The 13,559-nt window shown below is 58.9% G+C and carries 14 protein-coding genes; 9 read left to right on the top strand and 5 right to left on the bottom strand.

The window, feature by feature from the left end:
- Positions 1-23: 23 nt before the first annotated feature.
- A complete protein-coding gene (locus LOY55_RS23610; RefSeq protein WP_223525667.1) occupies positions 24-968 on the bottom strand; it encodes an alpha/beta hydrolase in 945 nt (314 codons plus the stop codon).
- A gap of 245 nt (positions 969-1,213) precedes the next feature.
- On the opposite strand from LOY55_RS23610, the gene fadD2 reads away from it, so the two are divergent.
- Both fadD2 and fadD1 read left to right on the top strand, forming a co-directional pair.
- Positions 1,214-2,902 carry a long-chain-fatty-acid--CoA ligase FadD2 gene (gene fadD2, locus LOY55_RS23605; RefSeq protein ID WP_046032017.1) on the top strand — a complete coding sequence of 563 codons (1,689 nt, stop codon included), beginning with the start codon at positions 1,214-1,216 and terminating at the stop codon, positions 2,900-2,902.
- Between the two features lie 386 nt (positions 2,903-3,288).
- Positions 3,289-4,989 (top strand): long-chain-fatty-acid--CoA ligase FadD1, encoded by a 1,701-nt coding sequence (gene fadD1 / locus LOY55_RS23600; RefSeq protein WP_046032016.1) that lies wholly within the window; start codon positions 3,289-3,291, stop codon positions 4,987-4,989.
- 172 nt (positions 4,990-5,161) lie between these two features.
- On the opposite strand, the gene LOY55_RS23595 is transcribed toward fadD1, so the two are convergent.
- Positions 5,162-5,539, bottom strand: a complete 378-nt coding sequence (locus LOY55_RS23595; protein WP_046032015.1) for a hypothetical protein — start codon at positions 5,537-5,539, stop codon at positions 5,162-5,164.
- Positions 5,540-5,739: 200 nt separating this feature from the next.
- Between LOY55_RS23595 and LOY55_RS23590 the strand changes: the two genes are divergently transcribed.
- From LOY55_RS23590 to def, 3 genes are all read left to right on the top strand, one after another.
- Positions 5,740-5,931: a CsbD family protein gene (locus tag LOY55_RS23590; RefSeq protein ID WP_109785095.1), complete on the top strand. Its 192-nt coding sequence runs from the start codon at positions 5,740-5,742 to the stop codon at positions 5,929-5,931.
- Positions 5,932-6,104: 173 nt separating this feature from the next.
- A complete protein-coding gene (locus tag LOY55_RS23585; protein WP_046032013.1) occupies positions 6,105-7,067 on the top strand; it encodes a YihY/virulence factor BrkB family protein in 963 nt (320 codons plus the stop codon).
- Positions 7,064-7,603 (top strand): peptide deformylase, encoded by a 540-nt coding sequence (def, locus tag LOY55_RS23580; protein ID WP_258666947.1) that lies wholly within the window; start codon positions 7,064-7,066, stop codon positions 7,601-7,603. The genes LOY55_RS23585 and def overlap by 4 nt, the downstream gene beginning before the upstream one ends.
- A gap of 41 nt (positions 7,604-7,644) precedes the next feature.
- Here the strand turns inward: def and LOY55_RS23575 are convergent, their stop codons facing one another.
- Positions 7,645-8,064, bottom strand: coding sequence for a GNAT family N-acetyltransferase (locus tag LOY55_RS23575; RefSeq protein WP_258666946.1), 420 nt, complete (start codon positions 8,062-8,064; stop codon positions 7,645-7,647).
- Between the two features lie 335 nt (positions 8,065-8,399).
- Between LOY55_RS23575 and LOY55_RS23570 the strand changes: the two genes are divergently transcribed.
- The 4 genes from LOY55_RS23570 (at position 8,400) to LOY55_RS23555 (ending at position 11,925) form a co-directional block, all read left to right on the top strand.
- A complete protein-coding gene (locus LOY55_RS23570) occupies positions 8,400-9,341 on the top strand; it encodes a fatty acid desaturase (RefSeq protein ID WP_223525665.1) in 942 nt (313 codons plus the stop codon).
- Between the two features lie 138 nt (positions 9,342-9,479).
- Positions 9,480-10,271: a phosphate/phosphite/phosphonate ABC transporter substrate-binding protein gene (locus tag LOY55_RS23565; RefSeq protein ID WP_258666945.1), complete on the top strand. Its 792-nt coding sequence runs from the start codon at positions 9,480-9,482 to the stop codon at positions 10,269-10,271.
- 116 nt (positions 10,272-10,387) lie between these two features.
- Positions 10,388-10,915: a sigma-70 family RNA polymerase sigma factor gene (locus LOY55_RS23560; RefSeq protein ID WP_258666944.1), complete on the top strand. Its 528-nt coding sequence runs from the start codon at positions 10,388-10,390 to the stop codon at positions 10,913-10,915.
- Positions 10,912-11,925 carry an ABC transporter substrate-binding protein gene (locus LOY55_RS23555; protein WP_258666943.1) on the top strand — a complete coding sequence of 338 codons (1,014 nt, stop codon included), beginning with the start codon at positions 10,912-10,914 and terminating at the stop codon, positions 11,923-11,925. The genes LOY55_RS23560 and LOY55_RS23555 overlap by 4 nt, the downstream gene beginning before the upstream one ends.
- Positions 11,926-12,160: 235 nt before the next feature.
- Here LOY55_RS23555 and LOY55_RS23550 read toward each other — a convergent pair whose 3' ends face one another.
- Together LOY55_RS23550 and LOY55_RS23545 are read right to left on the bottom strand one after the other, a co-directional pair.
- Positions 12,161-12,715, bottom strand: a complete 555-nt coding sequence (locus tag LOY55_RS23550) for a hypothetical protein (protein WP_077431396.1) — start codon at positions 12,713-12,715, stop codon at positions 12,161-12,163.
- A 155-nt stretch (positions 12,716-12,870) separates the two neighbouring features.
- Positions 12,871-13,503 (bottom strand): glutathione S-transferase family protein, encoded by a 633-nt coding sequence (locus LOY55_RS23545; RefSeq protein ID WP_046032005.1) that lies wholly within the window; start codon positions 13,501-13,503, stop codon positions 12,871-12,873.
- Positions 13,504-13,559 lie beyond the last annotated feature (56 nt).

Raw genomic sequence — 13,559 nt, 5'->3', positions numbered from 1 at the left:
GAATAAAAAAATCCACAAAAAAACTATTCCGACCGGGGTGGCCGACGGTGGCTCAATGCCTGGGCGATCCACTGCAACACATCGCTGATCACTTCCTCGCGGTTGCTCTCGTTGAACAGTTCGTGGCGCGCCTGCGGGTAAATAGTCAGGTGCAGGTTCTGGCTGCCCGCCGCACGCAAGGCATCGGCCAGATCTTTCAGACGCTTGCCTTCGCTCACCGGATCACATTCACCGCCAATCACCAGCAACGGCAGGCCCGGATCGATCTGAGCGAGATTGGACGCTTTGCTGATTTGCTGCAACCCACCGAGTAGATCGATCCACATCTGGTTAGTGCAGCGAAAGCCACACAGCGGATCGTTGGCGTACAAATCCACTTCCACCGGGTCGCGACTGAGCCAGTCGAATTGTGTGCGTGCCGGTTTGAATTTTTTGTTGAACGAGCCAAAGGACAGCCATTCGATCAACGCACTACGCCCCTTGGGCCCCTGGCGCAGCTTTTCGAAACGGGCGATCTGGCGCGCCGCGCGATAGAGCGTCACGGGCTGGAAATTCGAACCGCTGAGCACCGCGCCGTGCAGGCTGGCGCTGTGATGCAGCAGGTAAGCCTGGGCGATGTAGCTGCCCATGCTGTGACCGAGCAACACGATCGGCACACCAGGATGCTGTTGACCGATGTGCTGGTTGAGGCTGGCGAGGTCGCCGACGACTTTGCACCAGCCATCGTCATCGGCGAAATGGCCGAGTGTGCCGTTTTCGGCGGTTTTGCCATGTCCACGCTGATCCGGCGCATAGACGCCGTAACCGTGCTCGCAGAATTTTTCCGCCAGCCGGGCGTAGCGACCGCTGTGCTCGGCCATGCCGTGAGCCAGCAGAATGACCGCGTGTAATGGCGCGGCGGGCAGCCACTGGTTGACGAACAGGCGGCTATGGTCAGTCGCGGTCAGCCAGAACGTGTCGTGGATCATGTCGATTCCTTTGCATGGGGCTGCATGTGGCATGGGCGTGGTTGCATTGTATAGCGCATCCCGCGCGTCCCGTCTGATCAGGCCACGCCACGGCGGGAAGATTCACACGATCAATGAGGCGCGTGCGCATATTTGCCTGAATCGCCATAGCTGCTAGTGTCCGTGAAGCTCCGCTTTTCGCTTTTGTTTTTGAACAAGGGCGCAACAGCGGCCCCGGATAGGCTCAGGTAAAGAGGATAAGAACAATGCAACCTGATTTCTGGAATGACAAACGCCCGGCCGGCGTGCCCCTGGACATAGACCTTGGGGCTTACAAGTCGGTGATCGAGGTGTTCGAGCGTTCCTGCAAGAAATTTGCTGACCGCCCGGCATTCAGCAACATGGGCGTGACCCTGACCTACGCCGAACTGGAACGCCAGAGCCTGGCATTCGCTGCTTACCTGCAAGCCCACACCGACCTGGTGCCGGGGGATCGCATCGCGGTGCAGATGCCCAACGTCCTGCATTATCCGATTGCCGTATTCGGTGCCTTGCGTGCCGGGTTGATCGTGGTCAACACCAACCCGTTGTACACCGCGCGGGAGATGCGTCATCAGTTCAAGGATTCCGGTGCCCGGGCACTGGTGTACCTGAACATGTTCGGGCAGAAAGTCCAGGAAGTGCTGCCCGACACCGACATCCAGTACCTGATCGAAGCGAAAATGGGCGACCTGATGCCGGCCGCCAAGGGCTGGCTGGTCAATACCATGGTCAGCAAGGTCAAGAAAATGGTCCCGGCGTATGCCCTGCCACAGGCCATTTCGTTCAAGAGCGCATTGCGCATGGGGCGTGGCCTGGGCATCAAGCCGCTGAAAGTCGGCCTCGACGACATCGCCGTGTTGCAATACACCGGCGGCACCACCGGTTTGGCCAAGGGCGCCATGCTGACCCACGGCAACCTGGTGGCGAACATGCAGCAGGCGCGTGCCTGCCTCGGGCAGTTCGGTGCCGACGGTCAGCCACTGCTGCGTGAAGGTCAGGAAGTGATGATCGCGCCACTGCCGCTGTACCACATCTATGCATTCACGGCGAACTGCATGTGCATGATGGTGACCGGCAACCACAACGTGCTGATCACTAATCCGCGAGACATTGGCGGCTTCATCAAGGAGCTCAAGAACTGGCGTTTCTCGGCGTTGCTGGGGCTCAACACCTTGTTCGTCGCCCTGATGGATCACCCGGACTTCAAGACCCTGGATTTCTCCAGCCTCAAGCTCACCAACTCCGGCGGCACGGCGCTGGTCAAGGCCACCGCCGAGCGCTGGGAGCAGATGACCGGTTGCCGTATCACTGAAGGTTACGGCCTGACCGAAACCTCGCCGGTGGCCTGCACCAATCCTTATGGTGATCAATCGCGAATCGGCACGGTCGGCCTGCCGGTACCGGGCACTTCGCTGAAAGTGATCAACGATGAAGGCGTCGAGCAACCGTTGGGCGAGCGCGGCGAACTGTGCATCAAAGGCCCGCAAATCATGAAGGGTTACTGGCAGAAGCCCGACGCCACCGCTGAAGTGCTGGATGCCGAGGGCTGGTTCAAGTCCGGCGACATCGCGGTGATCGACCCGGACGGTTTTGTGCGCATCGTCGATCGCAAGAAGGACATGATCATCGTGTCGGGTTTCAACGTGTACCCGAACGAGATCGAAGACGTGGTGATGGCGCATCCGAAAGTCGCCAACTGCGCGGTCATCGGTGTGCCGGACGAGCGGTCGGGCGAGGCGGTGAAGTTGTTTGTGGTGGCCCGCGAAGCCGGGGTCAGCCTTGAGGAGTTGAAGGCTTACTGCAAGGAGAACTTCACGGCGTACAAAGTGCCCAAGCACATCGTGTTACGTGAGTCGTTGCCAATGACGCCGGTCGGGAAGATTCTGCGGCGGGAGCTGCGCGATATCGCGTAATCGATGAATGGCCGCGTTTCACGCGGATCGCGGGCAAGCCATGCTCCTACAGGTTCCATTATCGTCCACATAGAATGTGATCGACACGGAACCTGTAGGAGCAAGGCTTGCCCGCGATGCTTTTAAAGATCTGGAAAGGCCCTGTTTCAGGGGCTTTCAAGGCTTTATAGGATTTTTGCTCTAAAATGACCGCTAGCAATTCTTGAGTCACAATTGTGACCGTAGGGGCCGATTTTGGCTCTAGTCGACCCTTGGCAAAGCTGCTACTCTCGGCGCGCTTTGTGCTTCTCGGCCTGTGTAAAAGCCCAGATTCACCAATGACCAAACACCAATAATAATCGCATCAAATGCGGTGCTGAATTCGCGTTGCTGAGGAGTGGGCTTCCATGATCGAAGACTTTTGGAAGGATAAGTACCCAGCTGGGATTGCTGCCGAGATCAATCCAGACGAGTACCCGAATATTCAGGCAGTGTTGAAGCAATCCTGCCAACGCTTCGCCAACAAGCCGGCATTCAGCAACCTGGGCAAGACACTCACCTACGGTGAACTGTACGAATTGTCCGGTGCCTTTGCCGCTTACCTGCAACAGCATACCGACTTGCAGCCGGGCGATCGAATCGCCGTGCAATTGCCTAACGTGCTGCAGTACCCGGTTGCCGTCTTCGGTGCCATCCGCGCCGGGCTGATCGTGGTCAACACCAACCCGCTGTACACCGCGCGGGAAATGGAACACCAATTCAACGACTCCGGTGCCAAAGCCCTGGTCTGCCTGGCCAACATGGCACACCTGGCGGAAACCGTCGTTCCGAAAACCGGCGTCAAGCACGTGATCGTCACGGAAGTGGCCGACCTGTTGCCACCGCTCAAGCGCCTGCTGATCAACAGCGTCATCAAGTACGTGAAGAAGATGGTCCCGGCGTATCACTTGCCCAAAGCCGTCAAGTTCAACGACGTGCTGAGCAAGGGGCATGGCCAGCCAGTGGCTGAAGCCAACCCGGCCAGCAGCGATGTCGCGGTGCTGCAATACACCGGCGGCACTACCGGCGTGGCGAAAGGGGCGATGCTGACCCACCGCAACCTCGTGGCCAACATGCTGCAATGCAAGGCGCTGATGGGCTCCAACCTCAATGAAGGTTGCGAGATCCTGATCACGCCGCTGCCGCTGTACCACATTTATGCGTTCACCTTCCATTGCATGGCGATGATGCTGATCGGCAACCACAACATCCTGATCAGCAACCCGCGCGACCTGCCGGCGATGGTCAAGGAACTGTCGAAGTGGAAGTTCAGCGGTTTCGTCGGCCTCAACACCTTGTTCGTGGCCCTGTGCAATAACGAAGGCTTCCGCAAGCTGGATTTCTCGGCGCTGAAAGTTACCCTGTCCGGTGGCATGGCCCTGCAACTGGCTGCCGCCGAACGCTGGAAAGCGGTCACTGGCTGCTCCATCTGCGAAGGTTACGGCATGACCGAAACCAGCCCGGTGGCCACCGTCAATCCGATCCAGAACATCCAGATCGGCACCATCGGCATCCCGGTCCCGTCGACCCGTTGCAAAGTCATTGACGATGCCGGCGTGGAACAGCCGCTGGGCGAAATCGGCGAGCTATGTGTCAAAGGCCCGCAGGTCATGAAGGGTTACTGGCAGCGCCAGGAAGCCACCGATGAAATGCTCGACAGCGAAGGCTGGTTGAAGACCGGTGACATCGCGCTGATCCAGCCTGATGGCTACCTGCGCATTGTCGATCGCAAGAAAGACATGATCCTGGTCTCCGGTTTCAACGTGTACCCGAACGAACTGGAAGACGTGCTCGCGACCCTGCCGGGCGTGCTGCAATGTGCGGCCATTGGCGTGCCGGACGAGAAGTCGGGCGAGGCGATCAAGATCTTTATCGTCGCCAAACCGGGCGTGACGCTGACCAAAGAGCAAGTGATGGAGCACATGCGTGCCAACGTCACCGGCTACAAGGTGCCGCGTGCCGTCGAGTTCCGCGATGCGCTGCCGACCACCAACGTTGGCAAGATTCTGCGTCGTGAACTGCGCGATGAAGAGTTGAAGAAAATCGCCGCGAAAAAGGTCGGCGCGTAACACACAAAAAGCCCCGCAGATGCGGGGCTTTTTGTTGCCAACCTGATTGTTCCCACGCTCTGCGTGGTAACGCATCCCGGGACGCTCTGCGTCCCGGCATTGGACGCGGAGCGTCCGGGGCGGCATTCCTACGCAGAGCGTGGGAACGATCTCTTAACGAACTGGCGCTCTCTTAGAGGCGGAACGGCGCGAAGTTGACGTTGGTGCCCGCCGGGCGCATGTCCTGCAAGTACGAATCCTTGTCGGCACTCAGCTCCAGGCTCAAGGCCGCCTTGCGCTTGCCTTCATTGCGCACCACCAGGCCTTCAAGCTTCTCGCGCAGGAACACGGTCGGCACTTTCAGGTGCAGCAACTCGTCGGTGTCCGGCGTGTGCATCAGCAAGTGAACCCATTCGTACTGACCAACGGCCAGGCGCGCGACCGGGATATCGAACCACCAGATGTTGCGGTTGCGGTTCAATTCGGTGAAATGGCAGTTGTTGACGCCCAGCACGGCACCGCCAAGTTCCTGGTTTCTGCGGGCAATGGCCTGCTTTTTATCAAGTTTCATAACATTCCTACGGGGTTGGATCGTCAGCGCCATGGCCTGAATACGTTGCGCATTCTCGGGTGTTGGTCGGCAAACATAAAGCCCAACCTGCTGAGATCGACGAAATGGGCGGCACAAATAAATGAAACTCCGCGCAAATGCCCCCGGTCAATCCTTGTGTAACGACTTTTTCTCATTGAAACGTTCACAGGAGAATCACCATGAGCAGCACGGGCGATAAAGTAAAAGGCCTGGCCAATGAAGCCGCCGGCAACGTCAAGCAAGGCGTCGGCAAGGCCACCGGTAACGAAAAAATGCGCTCCGAAGGCGTGATGCAGGAAAGGAAAGGCGAGGCCCAGCAAGCGATCGGCAAAGCCAAGGATGCGCTCAAAAAAGGCATCGACAAGGCGTGATCCGACGTGTGAAACGTCTTGCAAACGGCCATCCATCGATGGCCGTTTTTGTGTCAGCCTGAACTTGAACGAGGAAATTGTTTCAAAGTCGCCAAGTAGGCTACTTTGTTGTAGAAATCAGCCCCCTGAGTCGCCACGACTTCCAACCCCTCTTGCGGCGAATGGAGACGCTAATGATTTTCCCGGACATGAGAGGCCTGCCCCTGCACCGTGTGATGATGCGCACGGTCACCGAGTTCATCGACGATGAGATGTCGACCTATGCCTCGGCGCTGGCCTATCAAATGTTGTTTTCGCTGTTTCCCTTCATCCTGTTCCTGATTGCCCTGATCGGTTTCCTGCACCTGCCGGACTTTTTCTCCTGGCTACGCCTGCAATCGGAACTGGTCTTGCCGCCCCAGGCGCTGGAACAGGTCAACCCGGTGATTGACCAGCTCCAGCAATCCAAGGGCGGCTTGCTCTCGGTGGGTATCGTGATTGCGCTGTATACCGCCTCTGCCGGTGTGCGGCTGATGATGAGTGCGATGAACGCCGCCTACGATGTGGTCGAAGGCCGGCCGATATGGAAGCGTTTTCCACTGTCGGTCATTTACACCGTCGGCATTGCCGGGATGCTGCTGGCCGCCGCCGCGCTGATGGTCCTCGGGCCGCAAGTCATGGGCTGGATTGCCTCGCAAGTTGGCCTTGAAGACTTTATCGTCACCTTGTGGACCATCGTTCGCTGGCCGGTCATCGTGATTCTGTTGATGGTCGCGGTGGCGCTGATCTACTACGTCATGCCCGATGTCAAACAGGAGTTTCGCTTCATCACCCCGGGCTCGGTGCTGGCGGTGGTGGTGTGGATCATCGCGTCGCTGGGCTTTGGTTTGTACGTCAAGGAGTTCGCCAACTACAACGCCATGTATGGCAGTATCGGCGCGATCATCGTGCTGTTGCTGTACTTCTATATTTCCGCCGCAGTGCTGTTGCTCGGTGCGGAGATGAATGCGGTGATCGAGCACATGTCGCGCGAGGGCAAGGACCCGGGCGAGAAGGTTGCCGGCGAGCACGGTCCTGGCCACGAAGAGAAACATCACGTTTCCGGGCTGGGACGCGATCATTCGGTTAAAACACCCACTGACGAAGTCATCAAATGATCCGTGAAATCCTGAAAATGGGCGATGAGCGCCTGCTGCGCATTGCTCCGCCGGTGCCAGCCGAAATGTTCGACAGCCCCGAGCTGTGGCAACTGATCGCCGACATGTTCCAGACCATGGAAAGCGTCGGTGGGGTCGGCCTGGCGGCGCCGCAAATCGGTGTCGACCTGCAACTGGTGATCTTCGGTTTCGAGCACAGCGAGCGCTATCCCGACGCCGAATCGGTGCCGCAGACAATTCTGATCAACCCGTTGATCACGCCGCTGAGCCCGTTGATGGAGGAGGGGTTCGAAGGCTGCCTGTCGGTGCCGGGCCTGCGTGGCGCGGTACAGCGTTACCAACAGATTCGTTACGAGGGTGTCGACCCCAAGGGCCAACCCATTGTGCGCATCGCTTCAGGGTTTCATGCCCGCGTGGTGCAGCATGAATGCGATCACCTGATCGGCCGTCTGTACCCGTCGCGTATTACCGACTTCAGCAAGTTCGGGTTTACCGAAGTCATGTTCCCGGACCTTGATCCGAACGCCGACGATTGATCCTGTAGGCGCCCCCAATCCTTGTAGGAGCGGCGGTGTGTTCAGGTTGTGCGCGGTTCCAGCCCCATCGCAATCATCGGTTTGCTGCGGGCATAGCGGCTCAGGCGTTCGACCATGGCATAAGGCATCTGTGGATCGAAAGCAAAGCCGCGACGTTCATAAAAATCACGCAAATCGGGGTGGCAAAACAGCCACACCGGCAGTTCAAGGTCCTTGACCGCCGCCGCAATCAACGCACCGGCCACCCCTTGTTCGCGACAGGCCGGATCAACAAACAGCCCCGTCAACCAATGCCCGCCCGCTACCGGCCGCAAACACAATGCGCCGACGATTTCTTCGCGCCGGGCGACCCACAATTGAGCGTCGCGCACGGCTTTCATCGACGATTGGTGAGCGCGATAAAACTTGTTCATCAGCGGCCATAGCGGCTCGTCGAGCAAGGTGTACTGAGTGTCTGGCATGGTTTGGGCTGTCGGTGTGCAAAGCGGGCGATTATAAAAGAACGCGCGCGCAACGATAGGTGTATACCTGATCTCACATCCCTGTGAGTGGAGTACGCATCATGTCCAAAGGTATGGATTCGAAGAAAGCAGCGAAGAAAAAGCCGGCGAAAACCGCCATCGAAAAGCGCGCAGACAAGAAGGCCAAGAAGGTGGATGTGTTCGGTCATTGATCCTGCGACAAGGGAGCCCGGCAATCGGGCTCCTGCGGCACGTCTAACGAAATAACCAAATAATCTGCAAGATTTCCCAAGGCTATTGCACAGAAGGGGACTGGTCCCGATCTGAGCAACGCCATGCCCCATTACTTCGACAGTGCCCATCGAGAAGAAATCGAAACCCTGCGTCAACGTCTGACGGCCCGCACCGAATGGCCGACCTGGCTGTTGTTGATCGGCGTGTACGGCGGCTGGTTGAGTATTGTCCTGGCGGGTGACCGTTTGGGCGTGTGGTGGAGCACCCTGCTACTGATTCCGTTGCTGGTGCTGTGGTTGTCGGTGCAGCACGAATTGCTGCACGGTCACCCGACCCGTTGGACCTCGCTGAACAAAGTCCTCGGTTATGCGCCGTTCGCCGTCTGGTATCCCTACACCCTTTATCGCGACAGCCATTTGCTGCATCACCGCGACGAAGACCTGACCCTGCCGGGTCGCGATCCGGAAAGTCGCTACCTGAGCGTCGAACAGTGGCAGGGCCGTTCGCTGTTCGAACAGGGCCTGCACTGGCTGAACAAAACCGTCCTGGGGCGCTTGATTCTCGGTGCGCCGCTGGCCTTGCTGGCACTGGCCCGGGAGGAGTGGCAGCGACTGAAAGCCGGTCAGCGACAGGCGTGGCTGATGTGGCTGAGCCATGGCGCACTGACGATTCTGATGCTGGTGTTCATCGCCCGCTACAGCGTGTTGCCGGTGTGGCATTACCTGTTCCTGATCAGCGTGCCGGCGCTGTCGATTGCGATGATTCGCTCCTATTATGAGCATCGCCCGCATGCCGAACCCGAGCAGCGTACGGTGCTCAATGAGGCCGGGTGGCCGTGGCGCTGGTTGTTTCTGAACCTCAATTTTCATCTGGTGCATCACGACTTGCCGGGGTTGGCGTGGTACGACTTGCCGCGTGCTTACCGGGCACGCCGCGAGCAGTGGCTGGCGCGCAGTGGCGGATTTCTGGTGCAGGGTTATGGGCAGTTGTGGCGTGAGAACGGTGTGAGGGCCATCGACAGCCCACAGCATCCGTTTAGCTAATGCATAGTCACCATTGAACCCTGTGGGAGCGGGCTTGCCCGCGATCGCTTTTTCACATCCAACGCATCTGATGACTGGTCTAACGCTATCGCGGGCGAGCCCGCTCCCACAGGGTTATTGGTTGTCTGGAAGATTTCGATGACTCAACACATTGCCGAATTACTGATGTACGTCGCGCCAGAGCCGATCCGCCAGGCCAATGAACGCTGGTTGACGCGAATCCTTGAACGGCTCGGCAGCGATCGTCTTGATGCCAAAGACCTGTCACTGACAGACCTCTGGCTCTCTCCGCATCTGCTGCTGACCCAAACCTGCGGCTATCCGCTGATGACGGCGCTGCGCGGGCGGGTCCGGGTGATCGGACGGCCTCGCTATGAACTGCCGGACAGCAGCGGCGGCAACCATTGCAGCGTGCTGTTGAGTCGTGCCGATGACGCTCGGCGGACCTTGCCTGACTTTCGCGACAGTCGTGGCGTGATCAATGGCGAAGATTCCAACAGCGGCATGAACCTGCTGCGGCATCGACTGGCACCGCTGCATCGCGACGGCCAGTTCTTTGCCAGCGTGGCCATCAGCGGCAGCCACCGCGAAAGCCTGCGCTGGCTGCGTGAAGACCTGGCCGACCTGGCGGCCATTGATAGCGTCACTTACGCCTGTCTGGCGCGGTACGCCGAAGAAGAGGTCGCGGGGCTGCACGTCATCGCGCGCAGTGCATTGAGTCCGACGTTGCCCTTTATCACGACGGCGGCGGCGAGTGATCAACAGGTTGAACAGCTTCGGCTCGTCATGAATCAAACCTTGAAAGAATTGCCTGACGTCGTCGAAATCCTGGGACTTGAGGAAGTACTGCCCGCAGAGGAACGCGACTATCAGGTGGTACTCGACTACCAGCAAGAGGCTGAAATGTCGGGTTATGGTCGCTTGCGTTGAAATTCTTAAAAAGCATATAAAAATGCTTTTTAAATATTATTAAAGAATAAGGCTCCTTGTTAGGATCGCACCACCGGATCACCGGACATTCAGCGACCCCTAACCCAGGAGCCCCTATGTCCGGCCCCGATCTATCCCATCGTCACTCTGTGGACGGCTTGTTCCGCGCCCACTACCGCTGGCTCTGCACTTACCTGCGCCGTCATCTGCAGGACGTGGCGGGCGCCGAAGATATTGCCGCCGACACCTTCGTACAACTGCTTGAAGCGCCCGGTCTGAGCGCGATTCGCCAACCCCGCGCCTTGCTTACCACCATCGCCCAACGCCTGCTCTATCAGCGCTGGCGGCGTGCGGATCTGGAGCGCCTGCATCTGCAGCAGATCGATGCGGATTGCGCCGCTTCGCCCGAAGAACTCGCGCAGGTCTCACAAGCCTTGAACCGCCTCGATCACAGCCTGCAGCGTTTGCCGGGCAAGGTCCGTTCGACCTTCCTGCTGGCTCGCGTCGACGGTTTGACCTACCCGCAAATCGCCGTCGAGCTGGGCATTTCCCAGCGTTCGGTCAGCGTTTACATGACCCGCTCCCAAGCGCTGTGCGATCGCCACAGCGCCAACCAATTCCTGTTAGACAAGAGGTCCGCATGAGATCGATCAAAACCCTGCTCGGCAGTTCGCTGTTGGCGCTGAGCCTTAGCGTCGGCGCGGTCTCGGCGACGGAGAAAACCGCGCCGATTCACTTCGGCGACATCACGTGGGAGAGCGGCAGCCTCATCACCGAAATCCTGCGCCTGATTGTCGAGAAAGGTTACGGCTACCCGACCGACACGTTGCCGGGCAGCACCGTCAGTCTTGAGGCGGCGCTGGCCAAAAACGACATTCAGGTGATCGGCGAAGAGTGGGCCGGGCGCAGTCCGGCGTGGGTCAAGGCCTCTGTCGAGGGCAAGGTGTTTGGTTTGGGTGATACCGTCAAAGGTGCCACCGAAGGTTGGTGGGTGCCGGAATACGTGATCAAGGGCGACCCGGAACGGGGCATCAAACCGTTGGCTCCGGAGCTGAAATCCGTCGCAGACCTGGCGAAGTACAAGGATGTGTTTCGCGACCCGGAAGACCCGAGCCGCGGTCGTTTCCTCAATAGCCCTACTGGCTGGACGTCGGAGATCGTCAACAGCCAGAAGCTCAAGGCGTATGACCTGACCGCCAGCTACGTCAACTTCCGCACCGGCTCGGGTGCGGCGCTGGATGCCGAGGTCGCTTCATCGATCCGCCGTGGCAAACCGGTGTTGTTCTACTACTGGTCGCCAACACCGCTGTTGGGGCGCTTCAAACTGGTGAAACTGGACGAGCCGCCGTTCGACGCCGACGCCTGGAAGACCTTGGCTGATGCCAGCAATCCCAATCCCAAGGGCACGCGCTCGATGCCTGCCAGCCTGGCCATCGGTGTGTCTGCGCCGTTCAAGGCGCAGTACCCGGACCTGGTGGCGTTCTTTGAAAAGGTCGATTTGCCGATCGATTTGCTGAACCGGACGCTGGGGCAAATGAGCGAAAAACGCCTGCCACCGCGTGAGGTGGCGCAGGCGTTTTTACGTGAGCAGCCGCAGGTGTGGAAGGCTTGGGTGCCGGGGGAGGTGGCGACCAAGGTGAGTGCAAGCTTGTAGTTTATCGGGCACGTCGTCGATGCGATCAGCCAGTTCAACTCGACGTTGAAACTGAACTGATTCTCGCAGCGACACATTCGCTGTAGCAGCTGGCGCAGCCTGCGTTCGGTTGCGCAACAGCCGTAAAATCCGAATGCCCAGTTCTTCTGTCGGACCGCGTAAACCGGATTTACGGCTGCTGCGCAACCGAACGCAGGCTGCGCCAGCGGCTACAAAACGGGTGTGGTATGTGTGGTTAAAGCGATGCCAGGAACTTGTCGACTACTTGAGTGCCACTTTTTTCGCTACTGCCGGCTTCTTTCTCGACCTGCGCCAGTTTCATCTTGTCCTGCAGGCGATCGGCGATTTCCTGGGCGACTGCCTGTTGTTTCTCCGGCGGCATGGCTTTCAAGTCTTCCTCGGTAATGCCCATCTCCTTCAGGATACTGTCGCGCAGACGCTGTTCCGGCGTTTTGCTCATGTAGTCCTTGAAGTCGGTCATGGCCGCGCTGTCGGAGGACTGGGCTTTGACATCGGCCGGAACTTTGGACGGATCGGCGGCTTGCAGCGCCACGCGGGTCTTGGCGAACGCTTCATCAACGTTGTCGCTGATTTTGCTCGCCTCACTGACTTGTTGCGTGGCCTGTTGGGTCGCGGACGATTGCACCTGCGCCTGCACGTTGGTTTGCAGAGCCTGCATCATTGCACCCTGCAAGCCGCTTTGCAGACCGGCGGCGGCTTCGGCGGCCGGATCTTCGCCGGGACGCTTGGGCAGGGGAAGCATTTGGACTTGTTTTGCACTGACCAACATGATGGGTAGACCTGTGGGTAATGGCTGACCGATGGGCAGGAGCAAATACTGTGCCGCAGCGCAAAGCCTCGGGTTTGCAAAGGCTTTGCAAGGGGAGGGCGCAGGTCCGGCGGTCAGGGGTTGCCGTCAGGCGGCAGAGATCTACCGCCGCGCCGTCAAGGCAGGCCGTTACATCCGTGTTTCAAGAAGCCCTGGCGTTGGGCCAGGCGCTGAAAATACTCGTCGATGACGGGGAAGTCCGGCCGTTCCATCGGCGTCATCAACCAGCGATTGACGGACAGCCCGACGACAATGTCCGCCAGCGTGAACTCGGACCCGGTGACAAACGCCCCGGTTGCCGAGAGCTGATGGGCAAGAATGTCCATCTTCTGGTTCCAGCCACGCAGGCCGACGGCGATGCGATGCGGGTCCTGATATTCCGGGTCTTTGCGCACCAATGCGCTAAACGCGTAGCTCCAGGACGAATTGAGGTCGGTTGCTTGCCAATCCATCCATTGCTCCACGCGCGCGCGCGCCAGCGGTTCGTGTGGCAGCAGGTGAGTGTTGTGGTGTTTGCCGGTCAGATAGCGGCAGATGGTGTTGGATTCCCACAGCACGACGGTGCCGTCGATGATGACCGGCACCTGGGCATTGGGGTTGAACCTGAGGAATTCCGGGCTATGGGTTGAGGCAAAACCGCTGCCCCAGTCCTCGCGTTCGTAGGCGATGCCCAGTTCCTCGCAGGTCCAGAGGACTTTTCTGACATTGATTGACGAGGCTTTGCCGAGAATCTTCAGTACAGGGTCCATTGAGCTACTCCGTTAGCGAATACGCTTCGGGACTTTAAGGTTAGTTGAAAACGTAA

The organism is Pseudomonas sp. B21-040, assembly GCF_024748695.1.
Classification (GTDB): Bacteria; Pseudomonadota; Gammaproteobacteria; order Pseudomonadales; family Pseudomonadaceae; genus Aquipseudomonas.
Note: the sequence above shows the minus strand (reverse complement) of the source record. Positions and strands in the feature narration are given on the sequence as shown.

What these genes read in the sequence shown, in the direction of transcription:
- LOY55_RS23610 (WP_223525667.1), bottom strand. Translation starts at nt 968, where the DNA reads ATGATCCACGACACGTTCTGGCTGACCGCGACTGACCATAGCCGCCTG.
- fadD2 (WP_046032017.1), top strand. Translation starts at nt 1,214, where the DNA reads ATGCAACCTGATTTCTGGAATGACAAACGCCCGGCCGGCGTGCCCCTG.
- fadD1 (WP_046032016.1), top strand. Translation starts at nt 3,289, where the DNA reads ATGATCGAAGACTTTTGGAAGGATAAGTACCCAGCTGGGATTGCTGCC.
- LOY55_RS23595 (WP_046032015.1), bottom strand. Translation starts at nt 5,539, where the DNA reads ATGAAACTTGATAAAAAGCAGGCCATTGCCCGCAGAAACCAGGAACTT.
- LOY55_RS23590 (WP_109785095.1), top strand. Translation starts at nt 5,740, where the DNA reads ATGAGCAGCACGGGCGATAAAGTAAAAGGCCTGGCCAATGAAGCCGCC.
- LOY55_RS23585 (WP_046032013.1), top strand. Translation starts at nt 6,105, where the DNA reads ATGATTTTCCCGGACATGAGAGGCCTGCCCCTGCACCGTGTGATGATG.
- def (WP_258666947.1), top strand. Translation starts at nt 7,064, where the DNA reads ATGATCCGTGAAATCCTGAAAATGGGCGATGAGCGCCTGCTGCGCATT.
- LOY55_RS23575 (WP_258666946.1), bottom strand. Translation starts at nt 8,064, where the DNA reads ATGCCAGACACTCAGTACACCTTGCTCGACGAGCCGCTATGGCCGCTG.
- LOY55_RS23570 (WP_223525665.1), top strand. Translation starts at nt 8,400, where the DNA reads ATGCCCCATTACTTCGACAGTGCCCATCGAGAAGAAATCGAAACCCTG.
- LOY55_RS23565 (WP_258666945.1), top strand. Translation starts at nt 9,480, where the DNA reads ATGACTCAACACATTGCCGAATTACTGATGTACGTCGCGCCAGAGCCG.
- LOY55_RS23560 (WP_258666944.1), top strand. Translation starts at nt 10,388, where the DNA reads ATGTCCGGCCCCGATCTATCCCATCGTCACTCTGTGGACGGCTTGTTC.
- LOY55_RS23555 (WP_258666943.1), top strand. Translation starts at nt 10,912, where the DNA reads ATGAGATCGATCAAAACCCTGCTCGGCAGTTCGCTGTTGGCGCTGAGC.
- LOY55_RS23550 (WP_077431396.1), bottom strand. Translation starts at nt 12,715, where the DNA reads ATGTTGGTCAGTGCAAAACAAGTCCAAATGCTTCCCCTGCCCAAGCGT.
- LOY55_RS23545 (WP_046032005.1), bottom strand. Translation starts at nt 13,503, where the DNA reads ATGGACCCTGTACTGAAGATTCTCGGCAAAGCCTCGTCAATCAATGTC.